16 protein-coding genes are annotated in these 24,658 nt (G+C 41.0%); 6 read left to right on the forward strand and 10 right to left on the reverse strand.

Translation table 11 applies throughout. The annotated features are described in order from the left end of the window. Positions 1-252: 252 nt before the first annotated feature. Entirely contained in the window at positions 253-1,005 is a 753-nt protein-coding gene (locus tag ACKLNX_RS07420) for a YciK family oxidoreductase (RefSeq protein WP_411694778.1), read from the forward strand. Between the two features lie 253 nt (positions 1,006-1,258). Here ACKLNX_RS07420 and glnS read toward each other — a convergent pair whose 3' ends face one another. After that, a complete protein-coding gene (gene glnS, locus ACKLNX_RS07425) occupies positions 1,259-2,923 on the reverse strand; it encodes a glutamine--tRNA ligase (RefSeq protein WP_412971846.1) in 1,665 nt (554 codons plus the stop codon). A 170-nt stretch (positions 2,924-3,093) separates the two neighbouring features. On the opposite strand from glnS, the gene ACKLNX_RS07430 reads away from it, so the two are divergent. Further along, positions 3,094-4,128, forward strand: coding sequence for a LacI family DNA-binding transcriptional regulator (locus ACKLNX_RS07430; protein ID WP_412971847.1), 1,035 nt, complete (start codon positions 3,094-3,096; stop codon positions 4,126-4,128). 58 nt (positions 4,129-4,186) lie between these two features. Here ACKLNX_RS07430 and ACKLNX_RS07435 read toward each other — a convergent pair whose 3' ends face one another. Further along, entirely contained in the window at positions 4,187-5,650 is a 1,464-nt protein-coding gene (locus tag ACKLNX_RS07435; protein ID WP_411694781.1) for an MFS transporter, read from the reverse strand. 244 nt (positions 5,651-5,894) lie between these two features. Here ACKLNX_RS07435 and ACKLNX_RS07440 point away from each other — a divergent pair, with 244 nt between their 5' ends. Then, complete coding sequence (locus ACKLNX_RS07440) at positions 5,895-7,418, forward strand: tryptophan halogenase family protein (protein WP_412971848.1); 1,524 nt, start codon at positions 5,895-5,897, stop codon at positions 7,416-7,418. Here ACKLNX_RS07440 and ACKLNX_RS07445 read toward each other — a convergent pair. Genes ACKLNX_RS07445 through ACKLNX_RS07465 form a run of 5 tightly spaced genes read right to left on the reverse strand, consistent with a single transcriptional unit; the run spans position 7,407 to position 14,537 of the window. Continuing rightward, positions 7,407-10,022: a TIM-barrel domain-containing protein gene (locus tag ACKLNX_RS07445; protein ID WP_412971849.1), complete on the reverse strand. Its 2,616-nt coding sequence runs from the start codon at positions 10,020-10,022 to the stop codon at positions 7,407-7,409. The genes ACKLNX_RS07440 and ACKLNX_RS07445 overlap by 12 nt on opposite strands. Then, on the reverse strand, positions 10,019-12,028 hold the full coding sequence (locus ACKLNX_RS07450; protein WP_412971879.1) for an alpha-amylase family glycosyl hydrolase: 2,010 nt from the start codon (positions 12,026-12,028) through the stop codon (positions 10,019-10,021). The genes ACKLNX_RS07445 and ACKLNX_RS07450 overlap by 4 nt, the downstream gene beginning before the upstream one ends. A 16-nt stretch (positions 12,029-12,044) precedes the next feature. Then, complete coding sequence (locus ACKLNX_RS07455; protein WP_411694784.1) at positions 12,045-12,197, reverse strand: DUF5989 family protein; 153 nt, start codon at positions 12,195-12,197, stop codon at positions 12,045-12,047. A gap of 1 nt (position 12,198) precedes the next feature. Then, positions 12,199-12,636, reverse strand: coding sequence for an SxtJ family membrane protein (locus ACKLNX_RS07460; RefSeq protein WP_412971850.1), 438 nt, complete (start codon positions 12,634-12,636; stop codon positions 12,199-12,201). 5 nt (positions 12,637-12,641) lie between these two features. Further along, on the reverse strand, positions 12,642-14,537 hold the full coding sequence (locus tag ACKLNX_RS07465; protein WP_412971851.1) for a carbamoyltransferase: 1,896 nt from the start codon (positions 14,535-14,537) through the stop codon (positions 12,642-12,644). Positions 14,538-14,736: 199 nt separating this feature from the next. On the opposite strand from ACKLNX_RS07465, the gene ACKLNX_RS07470 reads away from it, so the two are divergent. The 3 genes from ACKLNX_RS07470 (at position 14,737) to ACKLNX_RS07480 (ending at position 18,965) form a co-directional block, all read left to right on the forward strand. Next, on the forward strand, positions 14,737-16,665 hold the full coding sequence (locus tag ACKLNX_RS07470) for a hypothetical protein (protein ID WP_412971852.1): 1,929 nt from the start codon (positions 14,737-14,739) through the stop codon (positions 16,663-16,665). Between the two features lie 8 nt (positions 16,666-16,673). Beyond that, positions 16,674-18,515 carry a hypothetical protein gene (locus tag ACKLNX_RS07475; protein ID WP_412971853.1) on the forward strand — a complete coding sequence of 614 codons (1,842 nt, stop codon included), beginning with the start codon at positions 16,674-16,676 and terminating at the stop codon, positions 18,513-18,515. Positions 18,516-18,608: 93 nt separating this feature from the next. Beyond that, on the forward strand, positions 18,609-18,965 hold the full coding sequence (locus ACKLNX_RS07480) for a DUF1428 domain-containing protein (RefSeq protein ID WP_412971854.1): 357 nt from the start codon (positions 18,609-18,611) through the stop codon (positions 18,963-18,965). Between the two features lie 14 nt (positions 18,966-18,979). Here the strand turns inward: ACKLNX_RS07480 and ACKLNX_RS07485 are convergent, their stop codons facing one another. The 3 genes from ACKLNX_RS07485 to pulA all read right to left on the reverse strand — a co-directional run bounded on the left by ACKLNX_RS07485 (position 18,980) and on the right by pulA (position 24,656). Continuing rightward, positions 18,980-19,537 carry a zf-TFIIB domain-containing protein gene (locus ACKLNX_RS07485; protein ID WP_412971855.1) on the reverse strand — a complete coding sequence of 186 codons (558 nt, stop codon included), beginning with the start codon at positions 19,535-19,537 and terminating at the stop codon, positions 18,980-18,982. A 51-nt stretch (positions 19,538-19,588) separates the two neighbouring features. Then, complete coding sequence (locus ACKLNX_RS07490; RefSeq protein ID WP_412971856.1) at positions 19,589-20,014, reverse strand: SRPBCC family protein; 426 nt, start codon at positions 20,012-20,014, stop codon at positions 19,589-19,591. A gap of 250 nt (positions 20,015-20,264) precedes the next feature. Next, positions 20,265-24,656, reverse strand: a complete 4,392-nt coding sequence (pulA, locus tag ACKLNX_RS07495; RefSeq protein ID WP_412971857.1) for a pullulanase-type alpha-1,6-glucosidase — start codon at positions 24,654-24,656, stop codon at positions 20,265-20,267. Positions 24,657-24,658 lie beyond the last annotated feature (2 nt).

Here is a 24,658-nt window from a genome sequence, read left to right on the forward strand (position 1 = left end):
GCTTACAGATAATATTTATCCATTACATTTCTAGTTATTATTAACGCAATGGTATTGCGGATAGTCTAACAAGTATGACCAGTTATATTTATCGTAATAGTATTGACTTTGACTTCACTTTGCAAAGGTTTGTTAATACTTTGTAATGAAAATAACTAAATTTTTATAAATAAGCACTAACAGCTTTAGCCATATTATATTCTACGTTACCATATCGTCTTTCGATTCTAAGCAAATAACAAACTAAAAAATATGCAATCACATTCACAATATGTAGCTTCAGATAACGCATTACGCGATAAAATCGTTTTAATAACTGGTGCAGGCGATGGCATCGGTAAACAAGCAGCAATAACTTTCGCTCAACATGGTGCAGAGGTAATATTGTTGGGAAGAACAGTGGCGAAGCTTGAAAGTACTTATGATGAAATTGTGAGCAATGGCGGGCTACAGCCCACTATCGTACCAATCGACTTCAAAGGCGCAAGTCCAAAAAATTATCAAGATATGGTCGCAAGTATCGAAGGACAATTGAAAAAAATTGATGTCGTTTTATTCAACGCGAGTGTTCTCGGTAATTTATGTCCATTTCATGAGATAAAAGAGTCAGAATTTTTGGAAGTTAATCAAGTGAACTTGAATAGTCAGTTTTTTATGACGCAAGCGCTGTTACCTTTACTTAAGAAGAACAAAAACACCTCTGTTATTTATACAACTTCGTCAGTGGGCAGAACAGGTCGCGCTTACTGGGGAACGTATAGCATTTCTAAATTTGCGACAGAAGGCATGATGCAAGTGCTAGCTGATGAGTATAAAAACACTGGAATTCGTTTTAATTGCATTAATCCGGGCGCAACTAAAACAAGTATGAGAGCTAAAGCCTTTCCTGGTGAAAAACCAGATTCGCTTAAAACACCTGAAGATATTATGCCCACTTACTTATATTTAGCGTCCGATGACAGTATAGGCGTTAACGGTCAGTCTCTAGACTGCCAAGTAAAGTAAATCCGCTTATCTAACGAGGTCGTTCTGCAATTTCTCTCATAAAATATGAGTCACTTTTATATGTGTCACGTTTGTATAAGATATGAGGATTGTAAAAGCTTTGTATTAGCGACCACAAACAGCTTTAAAATACGAAACGCCCGATGGAATACACCGGGCGTTTATATGAAACAAGTGTCAGCCTTTATCAAGCTGACTAAGCAACTCGGGCTAGTAACTCAGGGCTAACACCTCTGCTAGCCCCATTATCATCTTAGTTATTCATCTTAGCCCAAGTATCTCGCAGCTCTACTGTTCTATTAATGAGCAAAGCTTCCGGCTTACTTTCTTTATCGATACAAAAGTAGCCTGTTCTTTCAAATTGAAAAGCGTCTTCATGATTGGCATCTGCTAAAGATGGCTCGACTATCCCCTGCTTCACGATTAATGATTGCTGGTTAATCGCTGCCGTAAAGTCTTCTTCCGCAGCTGGATTAGCAGAAGTAAATAAACGGTCATAAAGCCTTACTTCAGCTTTTTTACCTTCCGCCGCGCTTACCCAGTGGATAACACCTTTCGCTTTACGACCATCTTCAGGGTCTTTACCTAATGTAGACGAGTCATAAGTACAGTAAACAGTTGACACTTCACCATTTTCATCAAGGTCGCAACGATCTGCGCGCAAAAAGTAGGCATTACGTAAACGAACTTCTTTTTCAAGTACTAAGCGTTTGAATTTCTTATTCGCAGATTCTCTAAAGTCTTCTTTTTCAATCCACAGTTCTTTGCTGAAAGGTACTTTCCTAGTCCCCATTGATTCATCACTTGGATGATTTGGCGCATCTAACCATTCAACTTGATCTTCAGGGTAGTTTTCAATTACAACTTTCAATGGATCTAATACGGCCATTCGGCGTGGCGCTGCAGCATTTAATTCATCGCGAATACAGGCTTCGAGCATGCTCATCTCAACCAAATTATCCATCTTCGTTACGCCGATTCGCAAACAGAACTCTCTGACCGATGAGGGTGTGTACCCTCGTCTTCTAAGCCCAGCAATGGTAGGCATTCGAGGATCGTCCCAGCCTTCAACGTGATTTTCTTCAACGAGTTGAATCAACTTGCGCTTGCTCAGTACCGTATATTCAAGATTAAGGCGAGAAAACTCATACTGCTTCGGTGAGCAATCAATAGAAATGTTTTCAATGACCCAATCGTACAAGCGACGGTTATCTTGGAATTCTAGTGTGCACAATGAGTGCGTGATACCTTCAATCGCATCCGAAATACAATGAGTGAAGTCGTACATTGGATAAATGCACCATTTATCACCCGTCTGATGATGATGCGCAAACTTAACTCGATAAAGAACAGGATCGCGCATACACATGAAGGATGAACTCATGTCAATTTTCGCACGCAAACAACACTCGCCCTCTTTAAAATCCCCAGCTTTCATTTTTGCAAATAGCTCAAGATTCTCTTCTGCGCTCGTATCACGATACGGACTATTAGTGCCAGGCGCAGTGAGTGTTCCTCGCATTTCACGCATTTTTTCTTGAGAACTAAAATCTACATAAGCTAAACCTTTACCAATTAATTCGACAGCGTATTGATGTAATTGATCAAAGTAATTTGATGAGTATCTTTCTTCACCGCTCCACGAAAAACCAAGCCAATTTACGTCTTGCTTAATTGAGTTAACAAAATCGATATCTTCTTTGTCAGGATTCGTATCATCAAAACGCAAGTTACACTTGCCTTCATAATCCTGAGCAATTCCAAAATTCAAGCAAATCGATTTAGCATGCCCAATATGCAAATATCCATTTGGCTCAGGAGGAAAGCGAGTTGTCACGGTAGTGTGCAAGCCACTTTGCAAATCTTTATCTATGATTTGTCGAATAAAATTGGACGGTCGATGCTCAATCTCGGCCATGTGTAAATGTTCCTTAAGTGTGTAGATATGTTTTTTCGGGAGTATATCACTTTGAAGCCATTACAATAGCCAGAATTTTACATTTTAGTCAGTCTTCATAGTAAAGAATTTGAACTTGATAGTGCGACTAGTGTATAAACAGGTAACAAACAATAAGAATTCATCAATAAATGAAGAGCAAAGCAACCTCATTTGATATTGCCCACATGGCAGGTGTATCGCAATCTACAGTATCCCGAGCCCTCAGTGACAGTCCTCTAGTCAATGCGGAGACCAGAGAGCGCATAAAGAAAATTGCCAAAGATCTGAATTATAAAGTAGACAAAAATGCGAGTAATTTGCGCAGACAACATAGCCTTACTTTAGCCTTATTGCTATTTGAAGACCCTACTTCTGACGATTCTTTGATCAATCCATTTTTTATCTCAATGTTGGGCAGTATAACGAAAGCTACCGCAGCCGCTGGTTATGACCTTTTAGTCTCGTTCCAAAATTTGAAAGATGACTGGCATGCCGTTTATGAAGACTCAAACAAAGCCGATGGTCTAATTTTACTTGGCTACGGCAGTTACACCGACTATGAATACAAGTTGTCTCAGCTTGAAGAGCAAGGAACACGCTTTTTACGCTGGGGAGCGCCTGATAAGAAACACCCTGGTGTCTCAATAGGTTGTGATAATTTCTTAGGCGGCGTTGAGATCACAAAACACCTCGTTACTCTAGGTCATCGAAGTTTTGCTTTTATAGGGATTGCCGATGAAAGTGCGCCTGAATTTAAAGCTCGTTATGATGGCTTTATCACAGTATTAGCTCAAGGTGGTTTCGATATTTCAAAGATTGTTCAAAAAGACGCGATATCTACCGAACTCGCTGGTTACAAAGCGGCGATGGAAATTTTGGATGGAGAACATCCAGATGCTATTGTTTGCGCTTCAGATTTGATTGCTATGGGTGCGATAAGAGCAATTAGAAGTAAAGGTTTGAAAGTGCCCAGAGACCTTGCTGTTGTCGGTTACGACAATATTCAAATTAGTGAGTTTGCTTCAACACCACTCACAACGGTTCAACAGAACACGCAACTAGCTGGAGAACTGCTGGTATCGAACCTGTTAAAGATGATCCACAATGAGCCTGTCAAAGACTACTTAATGCCACCTGAATTGATTGTTAGAGAGTCTTGTGGGGCTGGTTTCAAAGCCAGTTAGAAAATAAAAAACCCCAGCGACATATATTATGTAGCTGGGGCCAACCAGGGAACAAGGTTTATAAACTAGTTACTTGAACCGGCTCTTTTACTCTAAAGACTGCGAAGCCAGCAATGATCATTGCAACACCAGATACCATAATGATGTTCACCGCCTCATTGTCGAAAGCATATTTGAGAATAAAACCAGCAGTAAGACCACAAACGATTTGCGGCATGGCGATAGTAAAGTTAAATATCCCCATATAAACGCCCGTTTTATTCGCAGGCAGTGAGCCCGCTAGCATCGCATAAGGCATCGCCAATATAGCCGCCCAAGCAATACCAATGCCGATCATAGGTAAGACCAAATTCACAGCCCCTACCGGCACAGTTACTTCAGTAATAAACAAATTGACTGTTGTTGGCGTTAAATCTTGGAAGAATAAGAAACTAATATAACTTATCCCACCAAGAAACAATGAACCTGCGTACACAACTTTTCGGCCAATTTTGTCTGCTAATTTAGCTAAAACTACGGAAAATATCGCAGCGAACAATGAATAAGCAGCAAACAGAATTCCGACCCAATCACCGGCCGCTCCTTTCGCCGCTATAACCGAAGCAGGTACATCGACAGAACTTAAATATTCTGGATCGAACCATTTAACCTCAACGCCCCAAATGTGTTGGGTAATTGCAGGTGTTGTATAAACCCACATAATAAACAAGGCAAACCAAGAGAAAAACTGCACGACAGCAAGTTGTTTCATTGTGTCAGGCATGGTTTTCATTAAGCCCCAAAACTCCGTAAGTTTCTGACCAAGACTTTTTACTTCCTTAAGTTCTTGCGCTGCCTTTTCAGCATCTAAACCTTTATATGCGTAGTAGTCTTTGGGAGTATATTCTTTCGTTCTGAAAACCGTCCAAAGCACGCTTCCTAACAATACTGTGGCACCAATGTAGAACGCCCAAACAACTGAAGGAGCAACATTACCAGCTTTAGCCGTGTTTTCTAAACCTACAACATTAGTTAAGACGAAAGGCAATATTGAGCCAATGACGGCTCCTACATTAATGAGTAGCGACTGAATTGAATATCCTGAATTACGTTGTTCTGGCGGCACCATGTCAGACACTAGACTTCTGAAGGGTTGAAAGCAGACATTAAAAGATGCATCCATAAGCGCGAGCATCAATACACCAAAAATCATCGGTGCAATCAAAGCAACAACTAACGATGCATTAGGCATCAAAAACATCCCAATTGCTGCGGCAATAGCACCAGCTAGGATGAATGGTCTGCGTCGCCCTAATCTATTCCAAGTTCTATCAGAGGCGGCACCGACGATAGGCTGAACAAGCAAGCCCATGATCGGAGCAACTAACCAAAAAAATGAAAGAGAATGCAGGTCCGCACCTAAATCTGAAAGAATTCGACTAGCATTAGCATTTTGTAAAGCAAAACCAAACTGGACGCCTAAAAAACCAAAACTAACCGTCCAAAGCTGCCAAAAACTCAATCGAGGTTGCTGTTTTTGCATAAATTACTCTTATTGTTGTTATTATTAAAACCCTCTTCATGCAAAACAAAACCACATGAACATTCACAAGGGATGTAAATCATATGTAAACTTATCATTGAAGTTTAACGTTATCATAATTAAATGACTATCCATATGCATACGTATTCAGACCATGTTTTTAATGGATCCGTAAAAACAGTGCATGTATTCATTGTTAATATTTGGTAAATTTTACACTTGATAAACGAAAGTGATAAACACGATGAAAAAACTGCTGATTTTAGGCGGTGGCACTGCTGGCTGGATGGCTGCAAATCTACTCAATCATCATTTGGGAGGCAAAAATCCGCAGCAGCAAAAGCATGAAGCTTGGCAAATAACCTTAGTTGAGTCGCCTCAAATTGGTATTATTGGGGTTGGTGAAGGCTCTACCCCACAATTGAAGAAATTTTTCGATCTCTTAGGTATCACTGAGTCGGAGTGGATGCCCGCCTGCCATGCTTCGTATAAAAACGGCATTAGTTTTTTAGATTGGAGCGAAAACGCGCAAAACAATCGTTATTTCCATCCTTTCCCTTCTCCTTTCGACCGCCAAACAGCTGCAGCTTTTTTATATCACTGCCAAATGCGTTCAAGGGGTATGGATGTAGCAGTTAATCCTGATAATTTTTTCTTAACTGCAAAACTGGCTGATTTAAAATTGAGCCCGAAACCATTCGATGGAAAACCACAGCTACCATTAAATTATGCCTATCATTTTGATTCTGGAAAACTAGGTGAATTTTTAGGTAAGCACGCTGTAGCAAATGGCGTTGTTCACATCAGCGGTACAATGAAATCAGTGAATCAACGCAAAGATCTCAGCATACAATCGATTGAGTTGGAATCTGGTGAACGTCATGAAGCAGACATTTTTATCGATGCTACTGGCTTTAATTCCTTACTATTGCAAGGCGCTTTAAACGTTCCCTTCGAGGACTTTTCTTGTAATTTATTTAATAACAGAGCCGTTGCTATTCCCTCTGCACGACAAGATAAAATTGGATCAGAAACAAAAGCCACAGCTTTAAGTGCGGGTTGGTCATGGCAAATTCCACTGACAAACCGAACTGGTAATGGCTATGTTTTCAGCGACAGATATATCACACCAGAAAAGGCTGAGGATGAGTTACGGCTGCAACTAAAAAACAATAACGACACATACAAAAATGAAGCAAAGCATTTAAAAATGAAAGTGGGTCAAGTACAACAACACTGGTTTAAGAATGTAGTTACTGTAGGACTTTCTCAAGGTTTTATTGAGCCATTAGAAGCAACCGCGCTGCACCTTGTGCAAGAGACCATTCAAAAATTAGTTGCTAGTTTACAAGCACCCAATTTCGCGAGTAATGAAGAGGAAGTGAAACGAACATTTAACGATGATATTCGACAGCGCTTTGAGGGAGTCAGAGATTACATAGTGTGTCATTACAAGATGAACTCACGAACTGATTCTGATTATTGGATCGACAACCGAGAAAACACGAATATTTCACCGAAACTCAGTGAGGTCATAGATGTTTGGCATTCTAAGAAAGATATCTCAGAGGTGCTAACAAAGAACAACATGACCCAATACTACCCTGTGATTTCATGGTATTGCTTGCTAGCAGGCTACGGTGCATTTGCCCCAGTAAGCTCTGCGAACAAACTGCCAGCTAGCCAAATGAAACAATTGGAACAGTACATTATGCGAAACACGAAAAACTTTGCCCCGCATAATGTAAGTCTAGGATTAGAAGTCTAAAACCAGGTTTAACTTGGACTCTAATCTTTCTTTTACTCTTAGTTGTTGTGTAGAAGGGTTGTAATATGCTCCCTTTTTAGTGCGACTGAAAGCCTTGGCCGTTAGCAATGTAAGTTGCTCGCCATTCACCATTAAATTGGTAGGTTGTTCAGCAACACCATGTACAACAAAGTTTATCGTTCTGATTTTTGGAGAACCTTTATAGGCTCCCTGAACCCTTGTCGATAGCTCAAGTTGCTGTTTGTCCTTAGTAGTGTTTGTTTCAGCGTTAAATACTAATGTTTGATAACTTTCCGAAGAAATGGAATCAGCACTTTTACCATCATCATCGTACATTTTATACGACGCTTTCGGGACGGATGCATCATGATAATAATGCACATTTAAATAAGAGTTGTCATACTCGCCTGTGTTTTGCATATTCTTAGCCATCGGTACGAATGCGCCAGCTTTAACTAATACAGGCATCTGATCAATAGGGGCTGGAACGCTAACCGTTTTATCAGTATCAGACTTATTCACATATTTAAGGTCATTCCAGTAACTAAACCAAACGCCTTTTGGCAATGTTAAAGAAACTGTTTCAACGCCAGGATCAGTGATTGGTTGAACTAAAAATGCATCGCCCCAAAAATAACTTAGCGCGTTATCGATATTCGAACTGGCTGTATCAAAAAACGTCGGTCGCATCATCGGTGTACCAAACAATGAATTCTCAAAAGATAAAGAATAGTTGTATGGCAGCATACGATATCTTAATTTCACAAATTCACGAGTAATATCCTTCGTTTTTTGATCATGAAAAACGGGCTCGGGGGCTATGTTATCTTGCGCATGTGGACGGTATACAGGTTGGAATACGCCATACTGCATCCAACGAATATATAGCTCGGGGTCGAATACTTCCCCGCCTGCAAAGCCACCTAAATCAGAATGTGTATATGCTAATCCAAACATACTCATTTGCAGTGCAAGTTCAACTTGAGGCTTTAAACCACCCCACTCACGACTCACATCGCCAGTCCAAGGGATCATGCCGTAGCGTTGACTGCCAAGAAAGCCAGAGCGCATCATGATAAATGGACGCTCGTTTGGTGTTAATTTAGCTTGTCGCTCAAAAACCATTTGTGCCCATTTATGACCATAGGCATTATGAATTTCATCACCCGTAATCATATTCCCTTCAAAACGATGCAAACTATCACTTGGGTGCACTTCAGGCTCGCCTAAATCACCCCACCAACCTGCAACGCCTTGCTCATCAAGTCCTTCATAGAAACGCCAAAACCAATCTTGAGATGCAGTATCAAAAACATCGACTAAGCCTGTGTTGCCAAAATAGAAATCAAAGCGTTTAGGGCCACCACCAATATTACGAGCTAAGGCATCATTTTTTACTGCAGAGTCCCATTGAGTTGACGTAGATAGTATAAACGGTTCGGTGATAAGAATCGTTTTCACACCCTTCTTTTTCAACTGCTTGATCATTTTTTCGGGTTCAGGGAATGCGTTTTTATCCCATTCCAAATTACCCATATGGCCCTTAATGTCAGGCCCAAACCAATAAAGATCTAACACAATTGCGTCAACAGGAAAGTCTTCAGATATAAATTTATCAATAGTATCGAGAGTCTGTTTTTGTGTTTTATAACCGAATCGAGAAGCATAGTTGCCTAAGGCCCAACGAGGAGGTAAGGGTTGTTTTCCAGTTACATCAACGAAATTAGACACTAAATCAGCATAAGTTGAACCTGAACTAATGATATAAGATGTACGACCTGCTTTTGCTTCAAACTGTAATACGTCTTTTTGTGTGTGCCCGATATCAAGAAAACCAGAAGCACTATTATCAAAACCAATAGCGTATAGCTTAGTCGACATTACTGCTGGCAAACTATAGTACATTTGCGAAGATTCAGTTGTATAACCATAGTGGGCTCGGTTATACAGTGGCATGCGATGACCACGACGATCCATGCCTAAGACACGCTGACCACCGCCCATAATCTTTTCATCGTCTTGTAAGGCAAAGCGAAAACCACGAATTGTTTCGAAATTAAATAATCCGGCTTCTTCAGCGACGAGCAGCTCTCCATCTCGATAGTAGCTAATTGAAAACGGTGAGATATTCAATTTTGCAGTCAAATTTGCGACAGAAAATTCAAGATAACCGGCGAATGCCTCCAACTTTGTTTCTATCTCCGTTCTTTCCTTAACACCATCAGCAAGCGCAAATGAAGGCAATTGTTTGAGGCCGTCTGGCTCATAAAAAACTTCAAAGGACGCGTCATTTAGTGCCGTTATGCTCAGCATTCCTGTGCTAAGTTTAATTTCTAGCTTATTCTTCAGCTTTTGGACTTCTTGTAAGGTAACAATCTTGTCTTGAATTGTGTCGTTGCTATCAGTGTGACCGGTAACTTTGAGTTTACTTGGCACCGTCTGGCGATTGTCAGAGCTTTGATTATCACTGCTTTGATTAGCCGCGCTTTGATTCGCCGAACGTTGACTAAACGCGCTCGGTTCAAATGCAAAACTAGTATTCGTGCTAACAATAAATAAGAAACTCAATGCTATTGAAGTCAAGTGCATAATACGACGACTCATTTAGCTTGCTCCTTCAAGGAAATTTCTAACACTGCTGACTCCAAGCCTTTCAGTTGAATACTCACAAAAGCATCTGAGCGTTTTCTAGCTACTTGTAAGTTGTAAACAAAGCCATTTAACAAATCAGTTGCTTGATAGCTTCCTTCACTAAGTTGCCATTCTGAAAGCAAAGATATGGGGAGGTTTACAGTCAAATTGGCTTGTGTCTCGTCACTAAAATTACTGACCACAATAAGCGCTTTATCTTCATTCCATCTAACGAAAGAAAATTGCGACTCTGAATAAGAATTTGTCTCAGACATTTCTGCGTTTTTCACGTTAAATGAATGCAAACTTTGGTACTTTCCAAGCATGGTTGGGTGGTTTGCAGAAATTTGCATTAAGCGTTCATAGAAAGCTCGCAATCGCTTTTCCGACTCTGTAGATTGCCCGCCGTCAAATTCACCATTATTCATAAAACGCTGATGAGCTGGCACACCGGCATAGTCAAAAATAGTGGTACGGCTTGGATCGCCAAAACCTGTTTCCTCAGAACCATCCTCCCCCACGTCTTGAGCAAAATACAACATGCTTGGTGACTTGCTGATCAAGGAAGATACCACCATCGCTGGCTTACCTTTCTCTGCCTTGCCTGCAAAGCCGGGGCTTGCGATCCGTTGTTCGTCATGATTCTCAAGGAAGTGCAGCATGTGAAGCTCAATATCGGCTAAACCTATTTGAATATCTTCTAGTGCTTGTGCAGGACCTTTACCTTGCATCAATAACTTCAACGAATCATAAAACTCGACTTTGTCATACAAATAATCCATTTTGCCAAACTTCAAGTAGTCTCTATACAGATCTGGGTTATATACTTCAGCCAATAAAAAGGCGTTTGGATTTTTGTTTTTGATGGATGAATTTAAGTATGACCAAAACTCTACTGGTACCATTTCGGCCATATCGTAACGAAAGCCATCGACCCCTTTATCAAGCCAATAATGAACAATCTGCTCAAACTTAATCCACGAATCTGGTACAGATTTGTCCTGCCAAAATGCAGCATGTTCGCTAAGTGACTTGTTTGCGTACTCTTTCGGCAATCTATCAAAATCATAAGTACCGTCAGGCTTTACGCCATAATTCACTTTCACCGTTTCATACCAATCATGGAAACTTGGCTGAGCCGCACGCGCTCCATTGCCAGTCCATTTAGCGGGTGTTTCATCAAATTTACCATCAGATAAAGGGTGTGCTTCACCGCCTAAAGGCTGATAAGCGTTTTCACTCTCTGGCACTTGAAAAGACTTTCCTACTACATAGTAAAAGTTATTGTCTCTCGCATACTCAAGTTCCGTGTTATCTGCTTCACCAAAATCTTTAACGCCCAAAGGTTTACTTAAAGATTCATAATCTCGTGCAACATGGTTGGGCACGATATCTATAATGACTTTCAAACCTTGATCGTGTGTGCGTTTAATTAGTGCTTCAAACTCAGCTAAGCGATTCTCAGGATCATCAGCTAAGTCAGGATTAACGTTGTAATAGTCTTTTACAGCGTAAGGCGAGCCCGCGCGCCCTTTCACTACATCTGGATCATCCATTGAGATACCATATTCGGTGTAATCTCTAATCACAGCATGGTGCGGCACTCCTGTATACCAAACATAGGAAGCACCAAGTGCTTTTATGCTTCTAAGCGCTGGAACATCAAAGTCACTAAATTTTCCAACACCATTTTCTTCTAAAGTACCCCACGCTTTGTTGGTCGAATTTTTGTTTCCATATAAACGTGTGAAAACTTGATATACCACAGGTTTACCTTCACCTTGTGCAGCATGAGGGTGTTTTTCAAGCGTTGTAAGATGAGAATTTCCCATAGGCTTCGCTCCACTGGTATCCGAGGAATTCGATTGCTCCGACTGCGAACACGCACCGAGCGCGAAGATGGAACATGCTATCGCCAGCATGCTGAGTTTTATTCGCTTTTTTGCTGTAATCTCGTTGCTTAAAACTGTTTTGAACATTGGCATTCCCGTGCTCCTAGAATAATGTATAAATAAATGTGGCAAGTGAAGATTGTTGCGTCGCCACGACAAGGCCGCCCAACAAAGCAAGGATAACAATGATAGGTAATAGCCATAGCTTTTTGCGAACTCTTAAAAAAGCCCACAAATCCTGTAAAAACTCACTCATATTAAAAAGGCTCCTCTAAGCGTTTCTTATCTTTTCTATCGTCGTTATGGTCTTGTATGACCCAAGTACTACTCTCTTTCAGTTGTTTTTTATATTGCAGTTTTCCTAGTAGTTTCATTACCAGCCCTATAGGAGTAATAACAATATAGAAAACCAAAGCTAGAATAATGCGTGTATTCAACCAACCCAATATTGAAGCGATGATCATCCATAGATAATACGGATTATAAATACCTCTAGGATATACAAAGTACAGTACCATCAAAGTGCTCGAAATCACGAGAGGCCAATACGGCATTGGTTTATTGAATATCCAAGGCAGCACCAACATAAATACAAGCGGAAGGAAGATTGCCATACTAATAGCAAATGAGCGCATCGCTTTTGTATCGTGGCTGCTTGCTGTAGGTAACATCAATTTTCGTATGCTATTGAGCATCAACATTAATCCTTCTCAAATGTAATAGATTTTGCCAAAGCGATTTGTTCTTCAGGTTGTTCAGCTTTCAAAAGAACCACGTTCTGCATGACCAACACATCCATATCAGTTGCGAGAAAACACCGAATTGCGTCTTTTGGGCTACATACAGGCGGCTCACCGCGAACGTTAAATGAAGTGTTGATGACCATTCCCACTCCCGTTAATGCTTTGAATTCGCTTATCAGGCGATGAAATTTAGGATTACTTTCTTTATGCACTGTTTGCACACGTGCTGAATTATCGACATGAGTAATAGCGGGCACTGAGCTTCTAAGTTGTAATAACTTTTCCAAACCTGATGCCTGATTGTCTTTCAAATCCAAACAATGCTCTGCTTTGACATCCGCAACAAGCAACATATAAGGGCTATCGACATCTATATCAAACCAACTAGTTGCATCTTCACTCAGAACTGCTGGCGCGAAGGGTCTAAAGGATTCACGCTGCTTAATTTTCAAATTCATTTGGGATTGCATTTGCGTATTCCTAGCGTCCCCAATTATTGAGCGGTTACCCAAAGCTCTTGGTCCAAACTCCATAGCATCTTGAAACCAGCCCACGACTTTACCATCGTTAATAAAAGCCGCTACTTGAGAAAAAAGACTTTCATCGTCTAAGACTGAAAAAGGTAAGGATTGAGAATGGCATGCTGCTTGAACTTCATCACTCGAATACTGACAACCAAGATAAGCACCTTTCATAAAATCTATTTTGTTTGTTCCCAGTGCTTGTTTCGGATGCTGATAATATTTATGCCAGACTTGTAAAGCAGCACCTATGGCACTGCCGGCATCGCCAGCGGCGGGTTGTATCCAAATATTTTTAAAAGGTCCTTCTCGGCTCAGTCGACCATTTGCAACACAGTTTAACGCCACTCCGCCAGCCAAACATAAGTTATCACAAGCTGTTTTCTGGTGAATATGAGCCGCTATCTTTAATACAATCTCTTCTGTGACAACCTGAATAGAACGGGCGAGATCCATTTGCTTTTGTGTTGTCTCGCTATCGTAAGGATGAGGTTTGCCATCAAAGAGTGCGTGAAATTTTGCATTAGTCATTGTTTGACCAGCTGCATAATCAAAGTAATTTATATCCAGTGAAAAGCTACCATCCTCGCGAATATTCACTAATTTTTGCGTGATCAGGTCTACATACTTTGCTTCACCATAAGGAGCGAGACCCATCAATTTGTATTCACCACTGTTTACCTTAAACCCACAATATTGGGTAAATGCGGAATACAATAAACCAAGGGAGTGCGGAAAGTGAATTTCAAACAATGGCGTGAGTTCACCCGATTTCCCTCTCCACGCAGACGATGTAGCCCACTCGCCTACACCATCAAGACACAGTACAGCTGCATCATCGAACGGACTTGGGAAGTAGGCTGCGGCCGCGTGCGATTCATGATGCTCACAAAAAAGAAGTTGAGGCACTTTAGGCTTTTTCTCTAGATTAAGTTCATGAGCATACGATGTGCCATTTATTAGTGCTCGTTGCTGGTGAATGAGCGTCCGTAATTCTTTGCGTAGCACTGATTTTAAATAAAGCTTTTCCTTCAACCAAATTGGCATGGCACGCAAAAACGAAAGAAAACCACGAGGTGCTGTCGCTAGATAGGTTTCAAGAAGGCGTTCGAACTTTAGCAAGGGCTTATCATAAAATACGACTGCGTCTATCTCTTGTAAATTCGTGTTTGAACTTTTAAGGCAATATTGAATGGCTTGTGTGGGAAAGTTAGGATCATGTTTTATTCGACTAAAGCGCTCTTCTTGAGCGGCACATTGAATATCACCGTCGACGATTAATGCCGCGGCGCTATCATGATAGAAAGCTGATATCCCTAAAATTTTCGTCATTGCCTAACAACTTTTAATAAACCAAATAGTAGTTTACTGATATTTTTAACTTGAACTAGTCTAAAACAGTCAATTTGCCGGTTTTTCGCATAGCATACGTATGCAACAAGCTATTAACATGATTTTTACTCAGTTTTTAGGATAAACTAATCATCTAAAAAGTGGTTTATAGTATCAGTGCATGGGTGATTAAGGGAATATGTCGACAAATAAGCATAAAAGTCAGCAACAGAACATTGCAGCAAAACAAAACACTCTTAAACAAAGTAGACCTATCTTTTACCTCATTGCTATCGCACTTCCATTTGTATTATTACTCTTGTTGGAAGGCATTCTCCGACTAAGCAATTTTGGTCATCATTATCCCTTGTTTATCGAATCCAGTTACAGCGAGGGTTATTTACAGCCAAATCCTGAGGTTGTGAAACGCTTCTTTCACAAAGCTGAATTTGCTCCTCCTGTCGGGCCTGATACCTATTTGTTTAAACGCGAGAAAGCTGCCGACAGTATTCGTATTGTTTTCATGGGCGGTTCAACCGCTGCGGGCTTCCCTTATGGGCGATTTGGATCGCCAGCAGGCATGTTAAATCAAAGACTAAAAGCACAATTTCCAAATAGGAACATCGAAATTATTTCAGTAGCGATGGCTAGCATCAATAGCTATGCGCTCCTAGATTTCGTGGATGAAGTGATAGCCATCAAGCCCGATGCTGTTCTTATCTATGCTGGTCACAATGAGTATTTAGGTATCATGGGCGTTGGCTCTGTATATGCTTCGAATGGCAGTCATGCCGCAAATTTATTGTTTTTGAAATTAAAAGATCTACGCTTGTTCCAGTTAATTCAAACGCTCTATTATGCGTTGTTTGACGATGCCTTATCGGACAACTCTATTGGTGCGAATAGCAGCGATAGCTCCCGCACAGTAATGGCCTCCGTCGCCAAAGAAAAGGCGATACCTTTTGATTCAACTTTATTTAATCAAGGTGTTCAGCAGTTTGAGCAAAACATGCAAGCCATCTCCTCTTCATTCAACAAGGCTAAGATCCCGCTTTTCCTATCAAGCATTGCATCGAACGAAAAAGACTTAAGTCCCTTCTCATCATTCAACTCGCCTGAACTTGATAAGCTTTTGGATACTGAAAAACCACGTTCTCAACGAAGGATCATTCAACAAGGCCAGGCCTTACTCGCTAAAGAAACGCACTCAGCCGATTTAGCCTATAAAGTAGCACAGGCGATGTTAGCTGAAGGCGATGATAAAGCTGTAGACTATTTCCAGTTGGCAAGAGACTACGATCTACTGCGCTTCAGAGCCCCAAGTTTGTTCAATACTATTATTGAAAAAGTTGTAACGCAAAACCCCGATGCAGTGCTGGTGAACAGTGAACAATTTATTCGAGAAGACTCAAGTGACGCACTGATTGGCTCAGCTCATATGCTAGAGCATCTTCACCCAAATCCTCGAGGTTATTTTTTAATTGCAGAGGCTTTTTATCAAGCTATTCTGAATAACAATGAAAAACTCAATCTGAGCGACAACAAGCTAAACAGTGGATTAATAAATAAGGTATCAATAGGCCGAGATCAAGCTTGGCGTAATATTCCACTATCCAAAGTGGACGAATTAGTAGCTGATTACAAAATTGAAACACTGATGTCAGACTACCCATTTAGAAGCAGTAAAAAAGCGGTACCAGCACCAAAGAATAATACTGCGCTGGAATCGTTAGCGAAAAGAAGAATTGAGGGTGAACCCTGGCTAACAGGCCAACCTGAACTCTTAGTATTACTACAAAACCAAAATAATATAGCAGAAGCTGCCTTGGCCGCGGCCTTGTTATTTGATGCCTTACCAAATGAAATTGAAGCTGCACGTGTTGCGAGCCTGCTTTATCTAAAAACGAATGAATTAGGGCTTGCTGAATACTATGCTAGGCGCACCTTAGCGATAAGTAAGCTCAATAATAAACAAATGCAAAATATTGATTCAAACTACTACCTGACTTTGGCTGAAATTATTTTTAAATCCGGCAATACGAATGAAGCTATCGCGATACTAGATGAATTATTAAGTATGCAACCAAACAACCAGCGCGCACGTGCTATAAAACAACAAATACAATAGAACAGAGAATGATGAAAACAGTCAAAAATAAAGCAGTAAAAAAGAACGCTGCAAAAAAGCAAACATTGCTTTTTTATACTATCGCATTGCTCATCCCCTTCGCATTTTTTGTGCTTTTGGAACTAGGCCTTCGTCTCGTGGGGTTTGGTCAACATGTGCCTTTATTCATCGACAACCCTGCTCATCCGAGTTATCAGTTACCTAGACCTGATGTGATGTCTCGCTATTTTCCCGCGAACGCGCCGCAACCATCGGTAACGATGGAAGCAAACTTTATTCTTAAAGAAAAACCCAAAAATGGATACCGAGTCATTGTGCAAGGTGGCAGCACAGCAGCAGGTTTTCCATATGGTTTAGGTGCCAGTATTGCAGGCACATTAGATCAACGCTTAAAACCCAGTTTACCTGGCAAACATGTAGAAGTACTCAACACTGCGATGTCAGCTGTAAATAGCTATACGCTTCTCGATTTGGCCGACGAAATCATTCAACAAAAACCCGATGCCGTATTGATTTATGCTGGTCATAACGAATATTTAGGGATATTGGGTGTAGGCTCAAACTACACTGCCATGGGAGCAGGAACCAGTACTCGATGGTTTTTAAAGCTGAAGGACTTTAGGGTCTTCCAACTAATTCAAGATCTCTACTTTGGGCTATCGCAATCTAACGAAACAGCTTCACGTGCAGATTCAACTACTGATGCAAGTATAGAATCAAAAGGACAACAGTCTCGTACATTTATGGCTAAGGTAGCAAAAAATAAAGCGATACCTAAAGACTCCAGTGTTTATAAGCAAGGTCTTGAGCAGTTTGAAAATAACATGTCCACCCTACTAGAAAAGTATCAACATGCCGGTATTCAGGTTTTTATTTCTACTATTGCGAGCAACTACTCCGGTCACCCGCCGTTTTCAAGTTTGCCATTAGAAGACAACTTTAAAACAATCGCTGATGAGATTTTTAATAACAAACAACAATTAAACGAAACGCAGCGGATCAGTAATTTAAAGAAAGCATCAAGCCAATTAATGAGCTCTAGCTCTGCAGATTTACATTTTAAATTAGCTAGGCTTGCCTTGAATCTAAATGACTTAAAGTTAGCAAAGCTGCACTTCGGGTTAGCACTCGAGCATGACCAATTGCGCTTCAGAGCACCATCCGCGATTAATGACATCATTCGTGAGCTTGCCCGTCAGTATGATGCAGCCCTTGTAGATGCTGAGAAAGAGCTAGCCATTCGCAGTCCCAATGGCATTATTGGTCGCACGATGATGTTGGAGCATTTACATCCTAACCTACAGGGTTACTTCGTGATTTCTAATGCCTTTTACAATGCCATTGCTAAGAACGCTTTAGATAAGAGCTTTGAGCTAAAACCCTTCTTAAATGTCAGCATAGAGAGAGCGTGGGAAGAACGGTTAATACTGCCACAAGAGGAGTACTATGGATTTGCGACCATTTTAAATCTCACCTCGGACTACCCGTTTACCGATAATCCACGCAAACCAACCTTGCCAAAACCAAGCGATTGGCAGCAACAAGCAGGCTTAGATTTTTTCCTCAAAAAAGTGGATTGGTTGAACATGATGGAAGCGAGTCTGAATCGTTATAAGAGCCAGGGCAATCAAGTAATGATGGCAAAAACGATTCAAATTCTTGCAGATGCCCTTCCACATAATGGCCTGTACAACTTACAAATTGCAGAAATTAAATACAAGAAGAAACGCCTAAACGAATCCTTATATTACTACCGAAGAGCGAAGTTAGCTGGGGCAATTGGCGATGCGATAGATAATAATATAAGCGTGTTAGAAAATACCTTAAATAAGCAGAGCACCAAGCCTTAATTCAAAGCTCACAAAGCGCTCTTCGCACTGTACAGTGTTGAGCTGTATTCGCTATGACAATTCAGCTTGGTATTAATAACTAAAGGATCTTATATGGCAAATTACATAGATGGTTTCACCCTACCAATTCAGCGCAGTCATATAAATGAATACCAAACTCTCGCTGAAAAAGTTGCCAACATATGGAAAGAACATGGTGCAATCGACTATAAAGAATATGTAGGAGACGACCTTTCATTTCAGGGGCTTCGTTCGTTTACAGATCTTGTTGAGGCTAATGAGGATGACTTTGTCGTATTTGGTTGGGTAACGTTTGAATCACGTGAGGCTCGAGATCTAGCTAACGCCAAGGTTGCCGCTGATCCAAGAATGGAAGAGCTAGTAGCTAAATCCAATTCAGGGTTCGACGCAGCTAAGATGGTTTACGGTGGGTTTAAGAGTTTAGTATAAAATGTGTTGTTACCCTACTCCGAAGCGGAGTAAGGATTTTCAGCTAGAATATAAGCACGCAGATCAGCCTTTTGAGACTGCGAGTTAAGCCACTCTCTTATTTCTTTTGCTTTTTCATATGATTCTTTACCAAATTTTGATTCATATATGTCAGCAAAATTATTTGATGCACTTTGCTCCCTGACATTATTCTGCCAGTGCTGAGTTACCACGTTATTAATTGTACCTGCGATCCCTTCTGATTTTAGAAGTTCCCACTCTCCTTTATCTAACCATATTCCGCCAACGGCATTACTATAATCGATACGGTGACTGGTTTTTTCGGTTACTCTAAACTTTCTCATAATTGTGCCAGAAACAGGGCATAACATAGCGCCAGCTGTGTCCATCGCATCGTCTTCTGACCATTCAGAAGGTTTTGGAAATTGATGTTCTGGGTTTTTCTCTTTCCAACTGACGAAATCCTCAACAAGAATCCAATTACCTCCGCAATTAGTGCAAGTATGCGCTCTAAATAGGCCATCAATGAAACTAGGTCTTAACGCACCATTTTTACAACTTGTACAATTCATAATATCTCCTTATTCGTTTTAATTTTATTGGCTATATAGCGGACAGGATGGCTAACTCCTGCCGTTTATTTTATGTTCTTCAACATGCCTTTTAAAGTTAGTCAGTATACCAAGCCAGCCCTGCCGTTGTTGCTCAGCTGAGTTTTCATCTTCTGTGTCGAAAGTCTGAACTACTTTCACGCCATTATTAGAATCTATAAATTCAATCATCACCGTACGGCCATCTTCTAGGGAATACTGAATTAATTTATGTAAGGTAATATGTGTGAACTCCCCTTCGAAATCAAATCCGAAAGAACCATCTTTAGCTTCCATTCGATAATTGAATTTACCACCTTCAACAAAATCAATCGTTGCTGAGGGGCAGCACCATTCTTCAATCGCAAAATTCCACTGAGTGATATCTTCAGGCGTTACCCAAGCTTCCCAGATAGTTTTTATAGGCGCTTCAATTACAATCTCTATTGTGACTTTCATTACCATTCCTATAATTTGCCTATTGGCCAAGTCTCTTTTTAGCTAAGGCATTATTTTTTAATCGTTTTATATTAGCTGAGTTTTTTCTTAGTGCAATTAAGTTTTATCAGCTTATTCAAATATAGTTAGCTTAGCTACAAAACAACAAACAAATCCCGTGACAAAATTTGAAGCAAAAAAAAACCAGCGCTTAGCGCTGGTTTTTGAATAATCACCCTAGTAAAGGCTAGCAATAAAGCTAGAGTAAACTTTACTCAATAGCAGTTACTGTCACTTTTGCTGCTTTGGCATCAGGCCCTTCAACTTTAAATTGATATAGACCAGCTGCTGGTGCAGTTATCGTCAAGTTAGTATCACTTTGGACGAGTACTTTCGGCTCACCAAGCGTTACATTAGCAGTATCATCTGACGAAGCACCAAGGTTTACCGTAGACCAGTCTGACGTAGCTACTTTAAAGGCAACGTCGGTACCATCTAGGTTGATGTCCACAGTGTAAACACCATCACCTTGATAAACTAGAGGATCATCTTCTCCCCAGCCATTCAAGCTACCACGGATAAATACCGTATTAGCACCGAAGAACTGTTCATTGAATACTCTAATTTTTGGCTCATCAAGATCCGTGCTATCGAAGATAAACACGTATTTACCAGCTTCAGCCACATTAATGAAAATGTTATCTCCATTTTCAACAAGCGGTAAATCTTGACCTAAAGTAATCGTGTCATCAATATCGTCTTCACTAAGCGCACCTAGGTTTGGTGCAGACCAACCTTCGTTAGCTACTTTAAATTGATATTCTTCAGCACCAAGGTCAACTGCAACAGAGTACAAACGACCACCGTCATAGTTAAACTCGTTGTCTGTACCCCATCCATTCATGCCACCACGAAGGAAGATAGGATTACCAACATATGGCTCTTCATTAACAACTGTAAGTGTTGCAGCATCAGTATCACTAGCGTTGAAGCTAAATACATACGTAGCATCTACGCTAGGCGTAAAGCTCATATTGCCTTGACCACTGAATACGTCTTTCTCGACTGCTTCAGTCACTTCTGGAGCATCGTTATTACCGTAATCAACCGAAGACCAATCGCTAGAAGCAACTTTGAATGCGTAGCTTGTGTTACCACTTAACGCTACTGCTACTTCATATACGCCATCGCCTTTATATGTGAAGGCATCAGCTTCGCCCCAACCATTCATCTCACCGCGCAAGAACACCGTGATATCACCGAATGGAACAACGTCTGGTGCGCCTGATGTAGCAAATGCAGATAAACCATAACCACGTTCTAAGCCTTGGTTTTTAACAAACACTGCCATACTTAGAGGTGGAACAACGAACGTACCATTGCCAGACTCATCAGCTCCTTCAGAAAATGATGCGCCACGCACTACAGGGTCAATTGAATTAGCTAGCACAGTATGAAGCTCAAAACCCGTTGCTGTTAGCACTTCAATGGATTTTTCTTCATAACCGGTGTTAACCACGACGACAATCGCATCGTATTTAGCATCAAGGTCAGGTAGCACAACATCACTGTTTGGTGTAATACCATCATCAAGACTCATTACGATCAAGCCTTGCTGTTGACGAGAACCGATGTTGTGGAAACCAACACGCGCTTTAATGTCTTCAGCTGTAGTTAAACGGAACAGTTTGCTGTCAGTTCGAATGCTTAAGTATTCTTGGAACACTTCTGCTGCAAACTCAATATCTGACATGCTAGCTGCACGTTCTGGCGAGAACATAAATGTCCTGATCGTATCCCACATACTGCCGTTATCTTGTTCCATCGGTAAACCGACGTTCCAGTTATTATTTTCAAAGGTAAAGTCGACTCGGCTAAACCAGTCACCCGAATCATAAGTGTTTCTATCCATTGACTTGGAACGTAGGAAGTCGCCACCCATTTGTAAGAATGGAATACCTTGAGATAGCATCGGAATGCCGATACCGATATTTTGTGCACGAATTCTTTGCTCTAAGCTAAGATTCCTTGGCAAGTTGTAATTGTACTGATCCCACAATGACTCGTTATCATGCTTAGAAACATAGTTAATGATGTCAGCAGGATCTAAAGCATAACCACCAAGTGAACTTGTTTCCGTTGCACTACCACCTGAAGTTTCCAAAACAAAATCAGTTAATGTACCGGACATCGACATTTTAACAATATCTTGGTCACCCATTGCTGATGCTAAGGTCATTTCACGTTCAGTTTCACCTAAACGGCTATTATCACTGCCATTGTAGAAAATATTACCGCGACGGATACCTTCACGAGTTCGGTCATTGTAAGTACCAATTTGTGTACCTGCCATATTGATTTGGTTAGCTTGCTCGTAACCACGATCTTGACGTGTCCAACCTTCACCATAGAAGTAGTTGTCTTCATCCATTTCACGCACTTTAGCATACAAGTCGACCATTGTTTGCTTAGTAGCTTGACTCATAATGTCAAAACGGAAGCCGTCAAACTTATAATGCTCAGTCCATAGAAGTAATGAATCTTCCATGAATTTTTCCATCATACGGTTACGTGGCTCTGTATCATCACAGCAAGTTTCACGAACAATAGCGCCCGTATCTACTTCATATCTGTGATAGTAGCCTGGTACTACTTTATCGAACACAGAGTTTTCAAATAAACCAGAGGCATTAGTGTGGTTGTACACAACATCTAGTACAACTCGTAAACCAATTTCATGTAATGACTGATTCATCGCACGCATTTCAACAATACGTTGCACACCATCCGGATTAGAAGCGTAGCTACCCTCTGGCGCGTTAAAATGCTTAGGATCATAACCCCAATTGAATTGGTCAATATCACGTAATTGCTGTGTGAGTTCTTGAGCAGCGCCAGGTTTTGACGTCACATTAAAGCTATTGTAAAGCTCACCAATTGTCATATCACGTGAAGTGTTATCTTGGCAGACAGCACTGGTTGGCTTCAATGCACATATTTCTTGCACGGTACTTGAGAAGTCAACAGTCTTAGTCGTATCTTCATTGATAGTTGCAATGTCATTAGCAGGCAACATATGGAAGTGAGTCAAACCTTTCTCAGCCAATGTTGCTAAATGCTGCATTGGCGATGACTCTTTCTCTGTGAAGGCTAAATATTTACCACGATTCGCTTCTGTTGTTGACTCATCTAATGCACTAAAGTCACGAATATGACCTTCATACAATACAGCATCTTCAGGGTCAGTGATGGTAGGAATAGTATGCGTATCCCAACCCTCTGGCTTAAGATCTTCATCATTCAAATTAACGAATTGTGAGAATCGGCCATTCATTGCAAGACCAACTGAATATGGGTCTGTCACATCCAACACTTCAATTTGATTATCCTGTGGATGGTAAACCGTCACTTCATAACGATATAATTTGCGGTCCATATCCATAGAGCCAGCATACGTCCATATACCTGTTGCAGCATCAAGCGTCATTGGCTGAGTGCTTTCAAGTCGTTTGTCAGCTCCGTACAATTTCAATGAAACGTTTGTTGCTGTAGGTGCCCACACTTTTGCTTCAATGCCAGAGTCGGTATAAACCGGTCCAAGTACAGCTTCATCCGCATCGTTTTCGCCTACTGTATAAAGTTGGTCGAGAACATTTGGAATCTGGATACGTGTTGCAGAAATTAATTTACCTTCGTCGTTATATGCACCGAGTACTGCTTGAGTTTTCAAAACAGCTTTCGCATCATCAGCAGTCCAAGAACCAGCAAATGCAGGCATACTAGATAGATGTGGAGCGATGGCTTTTTGTTCGTCAGTTAGATCAACTTCGGTTAACTCAGCTACAGTGCCGTTCAATCCTGTTTCAACAGAAACCTCAAGGCTTGCATCAGCAGAGTAATGTAACTTAACGCTATCAACTACGGCAAAGTCAACATCCCATAAGAAGGTAGTTGCATCTAACCAATGTGCTTGTGCGCCATCAATAGCTACTGGCTGCTCGCCCAAAGAATCAATTGGGAATTCATACAGAGTTGGAACACCAGAGAAAGTGAAGTTCATGCGTGCAAAACGCTCGTCTTCAGGTTGCTGCAACTTACCTTTAAAGTCGCCACCACCCAACTCTTTACCCGCATCGTCAGTACCGATGTGAATAATAAAGTTATGACAAGCACCAGTCGTTTGTGCATAACCTGGCTTTAAGTCTAACACCCAATATGCGCCATACGTAGGATCGATTCCAGTGTGTACACGCCCATTATCCCATGCAGTATCAGGATCGGCATATGCATCACACGCATCGTTGCTCCAAGTATGCAAACGATAGCCTTCATAGGAAGGGTCTGATGCACTGTTATCAGCACCTACTGCAGCTCTGTTATAATACAAAACTGCCTGGTCTTCACCCGGGAAGAAAACAGGATCAGGTAATGACGGATTGAAACCTACAACACAAGCATCATTTGTCTCATTTGGCACGGTAGGTGCTGGACAAACAATCGGTGGTGGAGGCACACAGGCCGTCGCATCTGAATTGGGGATATTTGGAACATTACATGTTAATGCAACCTCCCCTGATTTAACATCCGCGCCACCGCAAGCTGACAATACGAATATTGACATGATAATTGCGGCAAAGCTGATGATGCTTTTACGACTAAACATAG

Origin of the sequence: Glaciecola sp. MF2-115, assembly GCF_047250385.1 — a bacterium.
GTDB lineage: Bacteria > Pseudomonadota > Gammaproteobacteria > Enterobacterales > Alteromonadaceae > Glaciecola.

Bases quoted from the DNA above. Each gene is read 5' to 3' on its own strand.
- ACKLNX_RS07420 (WP_411694778.1), top strand. From the start codon at position 253: ATGCAATCACATTCACAATATGTAGCTTCAGATAACGCATTACGCGAT.
- pulA (WP_412971857.1), bottom strand. From the start codon at position 24,656: ATGTTTAGTCGTAAAAGCATCATCAGCTTTGCCGCAATTATCATGTCA.
- ACKLNX_RS07465 (WP_412971851.1), bottom strand. From the start codon at position 14,537: ATGACGAAAATTTTAGGGATATCAGCTTTCTATCATGATAGCGCCGCG.
- ACKLNX_RS07490 (WP_412971856.1), bottom strand. From the start codon at position 20,014: ATGAAAGTCACAATAGAGATTGTAATTGAAGCGCCTATAAAAACTATC.
- ACKLNX_RS07450 (WP_412971879.1), bottom strand. From the start codon at position 12,028: ATGTTCAAAACAGTTTTAAGCAACGAGATTACAGCAAAAAAGCGAATA.
- glnS (WP_412971846.1), bottom strand. From the start codon at position 2,923: ATGGCCGAGATTGAGCATCGACCGTCCAATTTTATTCGACAAATCATA.
- ACKLNX_RS07470 (WP_412971852.1), top strand. From the start codon at position 14,737: ATGTCGACAAATAAGCATAAAAGTCAGCAACAGAACATTGCAGCAAAA.
- ACKLNX_RS07435 (WP_411694781.1), bottom strand. From the start codon at position 5,650: ATGCAAAAACAGCAACCTCGATTGAGTTTTTGGCAGCTTTGGACGGTT.
- ACKLNX_RS07440 (WP_412971848.1), top strand. From the start codon at position 5,895: ATGAAAAAACTGCTGATTTTAGGCGGTGGCACTGCTGGCTGGATGGCT.
- ACKLNX_RS07485 (WP_412971855.1), bottom strand. From the start codon at position 19,537: ATGAATTGTACAAGTTGTAAAAATGGTGCGTTAAGACCTAGTTTCATT.
- ACKLNX_RS07445 (WP_412971849.1), bottom strand. From the start codon at position 10,022: ATGAGTCGTCGTATTATGCACTTGACTTCAATAGCATTGAGTTTCTTA.
- ACKLNX_RS07455 (WP_411694784.1), bottom strand. From the start codon at position 12,197: ATGAGTGAGTTTTTACAGGATTTGTGGGCTTTTTTAAGAGTTCGCAAA.
- ACKLNX_RS07475 (WP_412971853.1), top strand. From the start codon at position 16,674: ATGATGAAAACAGTCAAAAATAAAGCAGTAAAAAAGAACGCTGCAAAA.
- ACKLNX_RS07460 (WP_412971850.1), bottom strand. From the start codon at position 12,636: ATGCTCAATAGCATACGAAAATTGATGTTACCTACAGCAAGCAGCCAC.
- ACKLNX_RS07430 (WP_412971847.1), top strand. From the start codon at position 3,094: ATGAAGAGCAAAGCAACCTCATTTGATATTGCCCACATGGCAGGTGTA.
- ACKLNX_RS07480 (WP_412971854.1), top strand. From the start codon at position 18,609: ATGGCAAATTACATAGATGGTTTCACCCTACCAATTCAGCGCAGTCAT.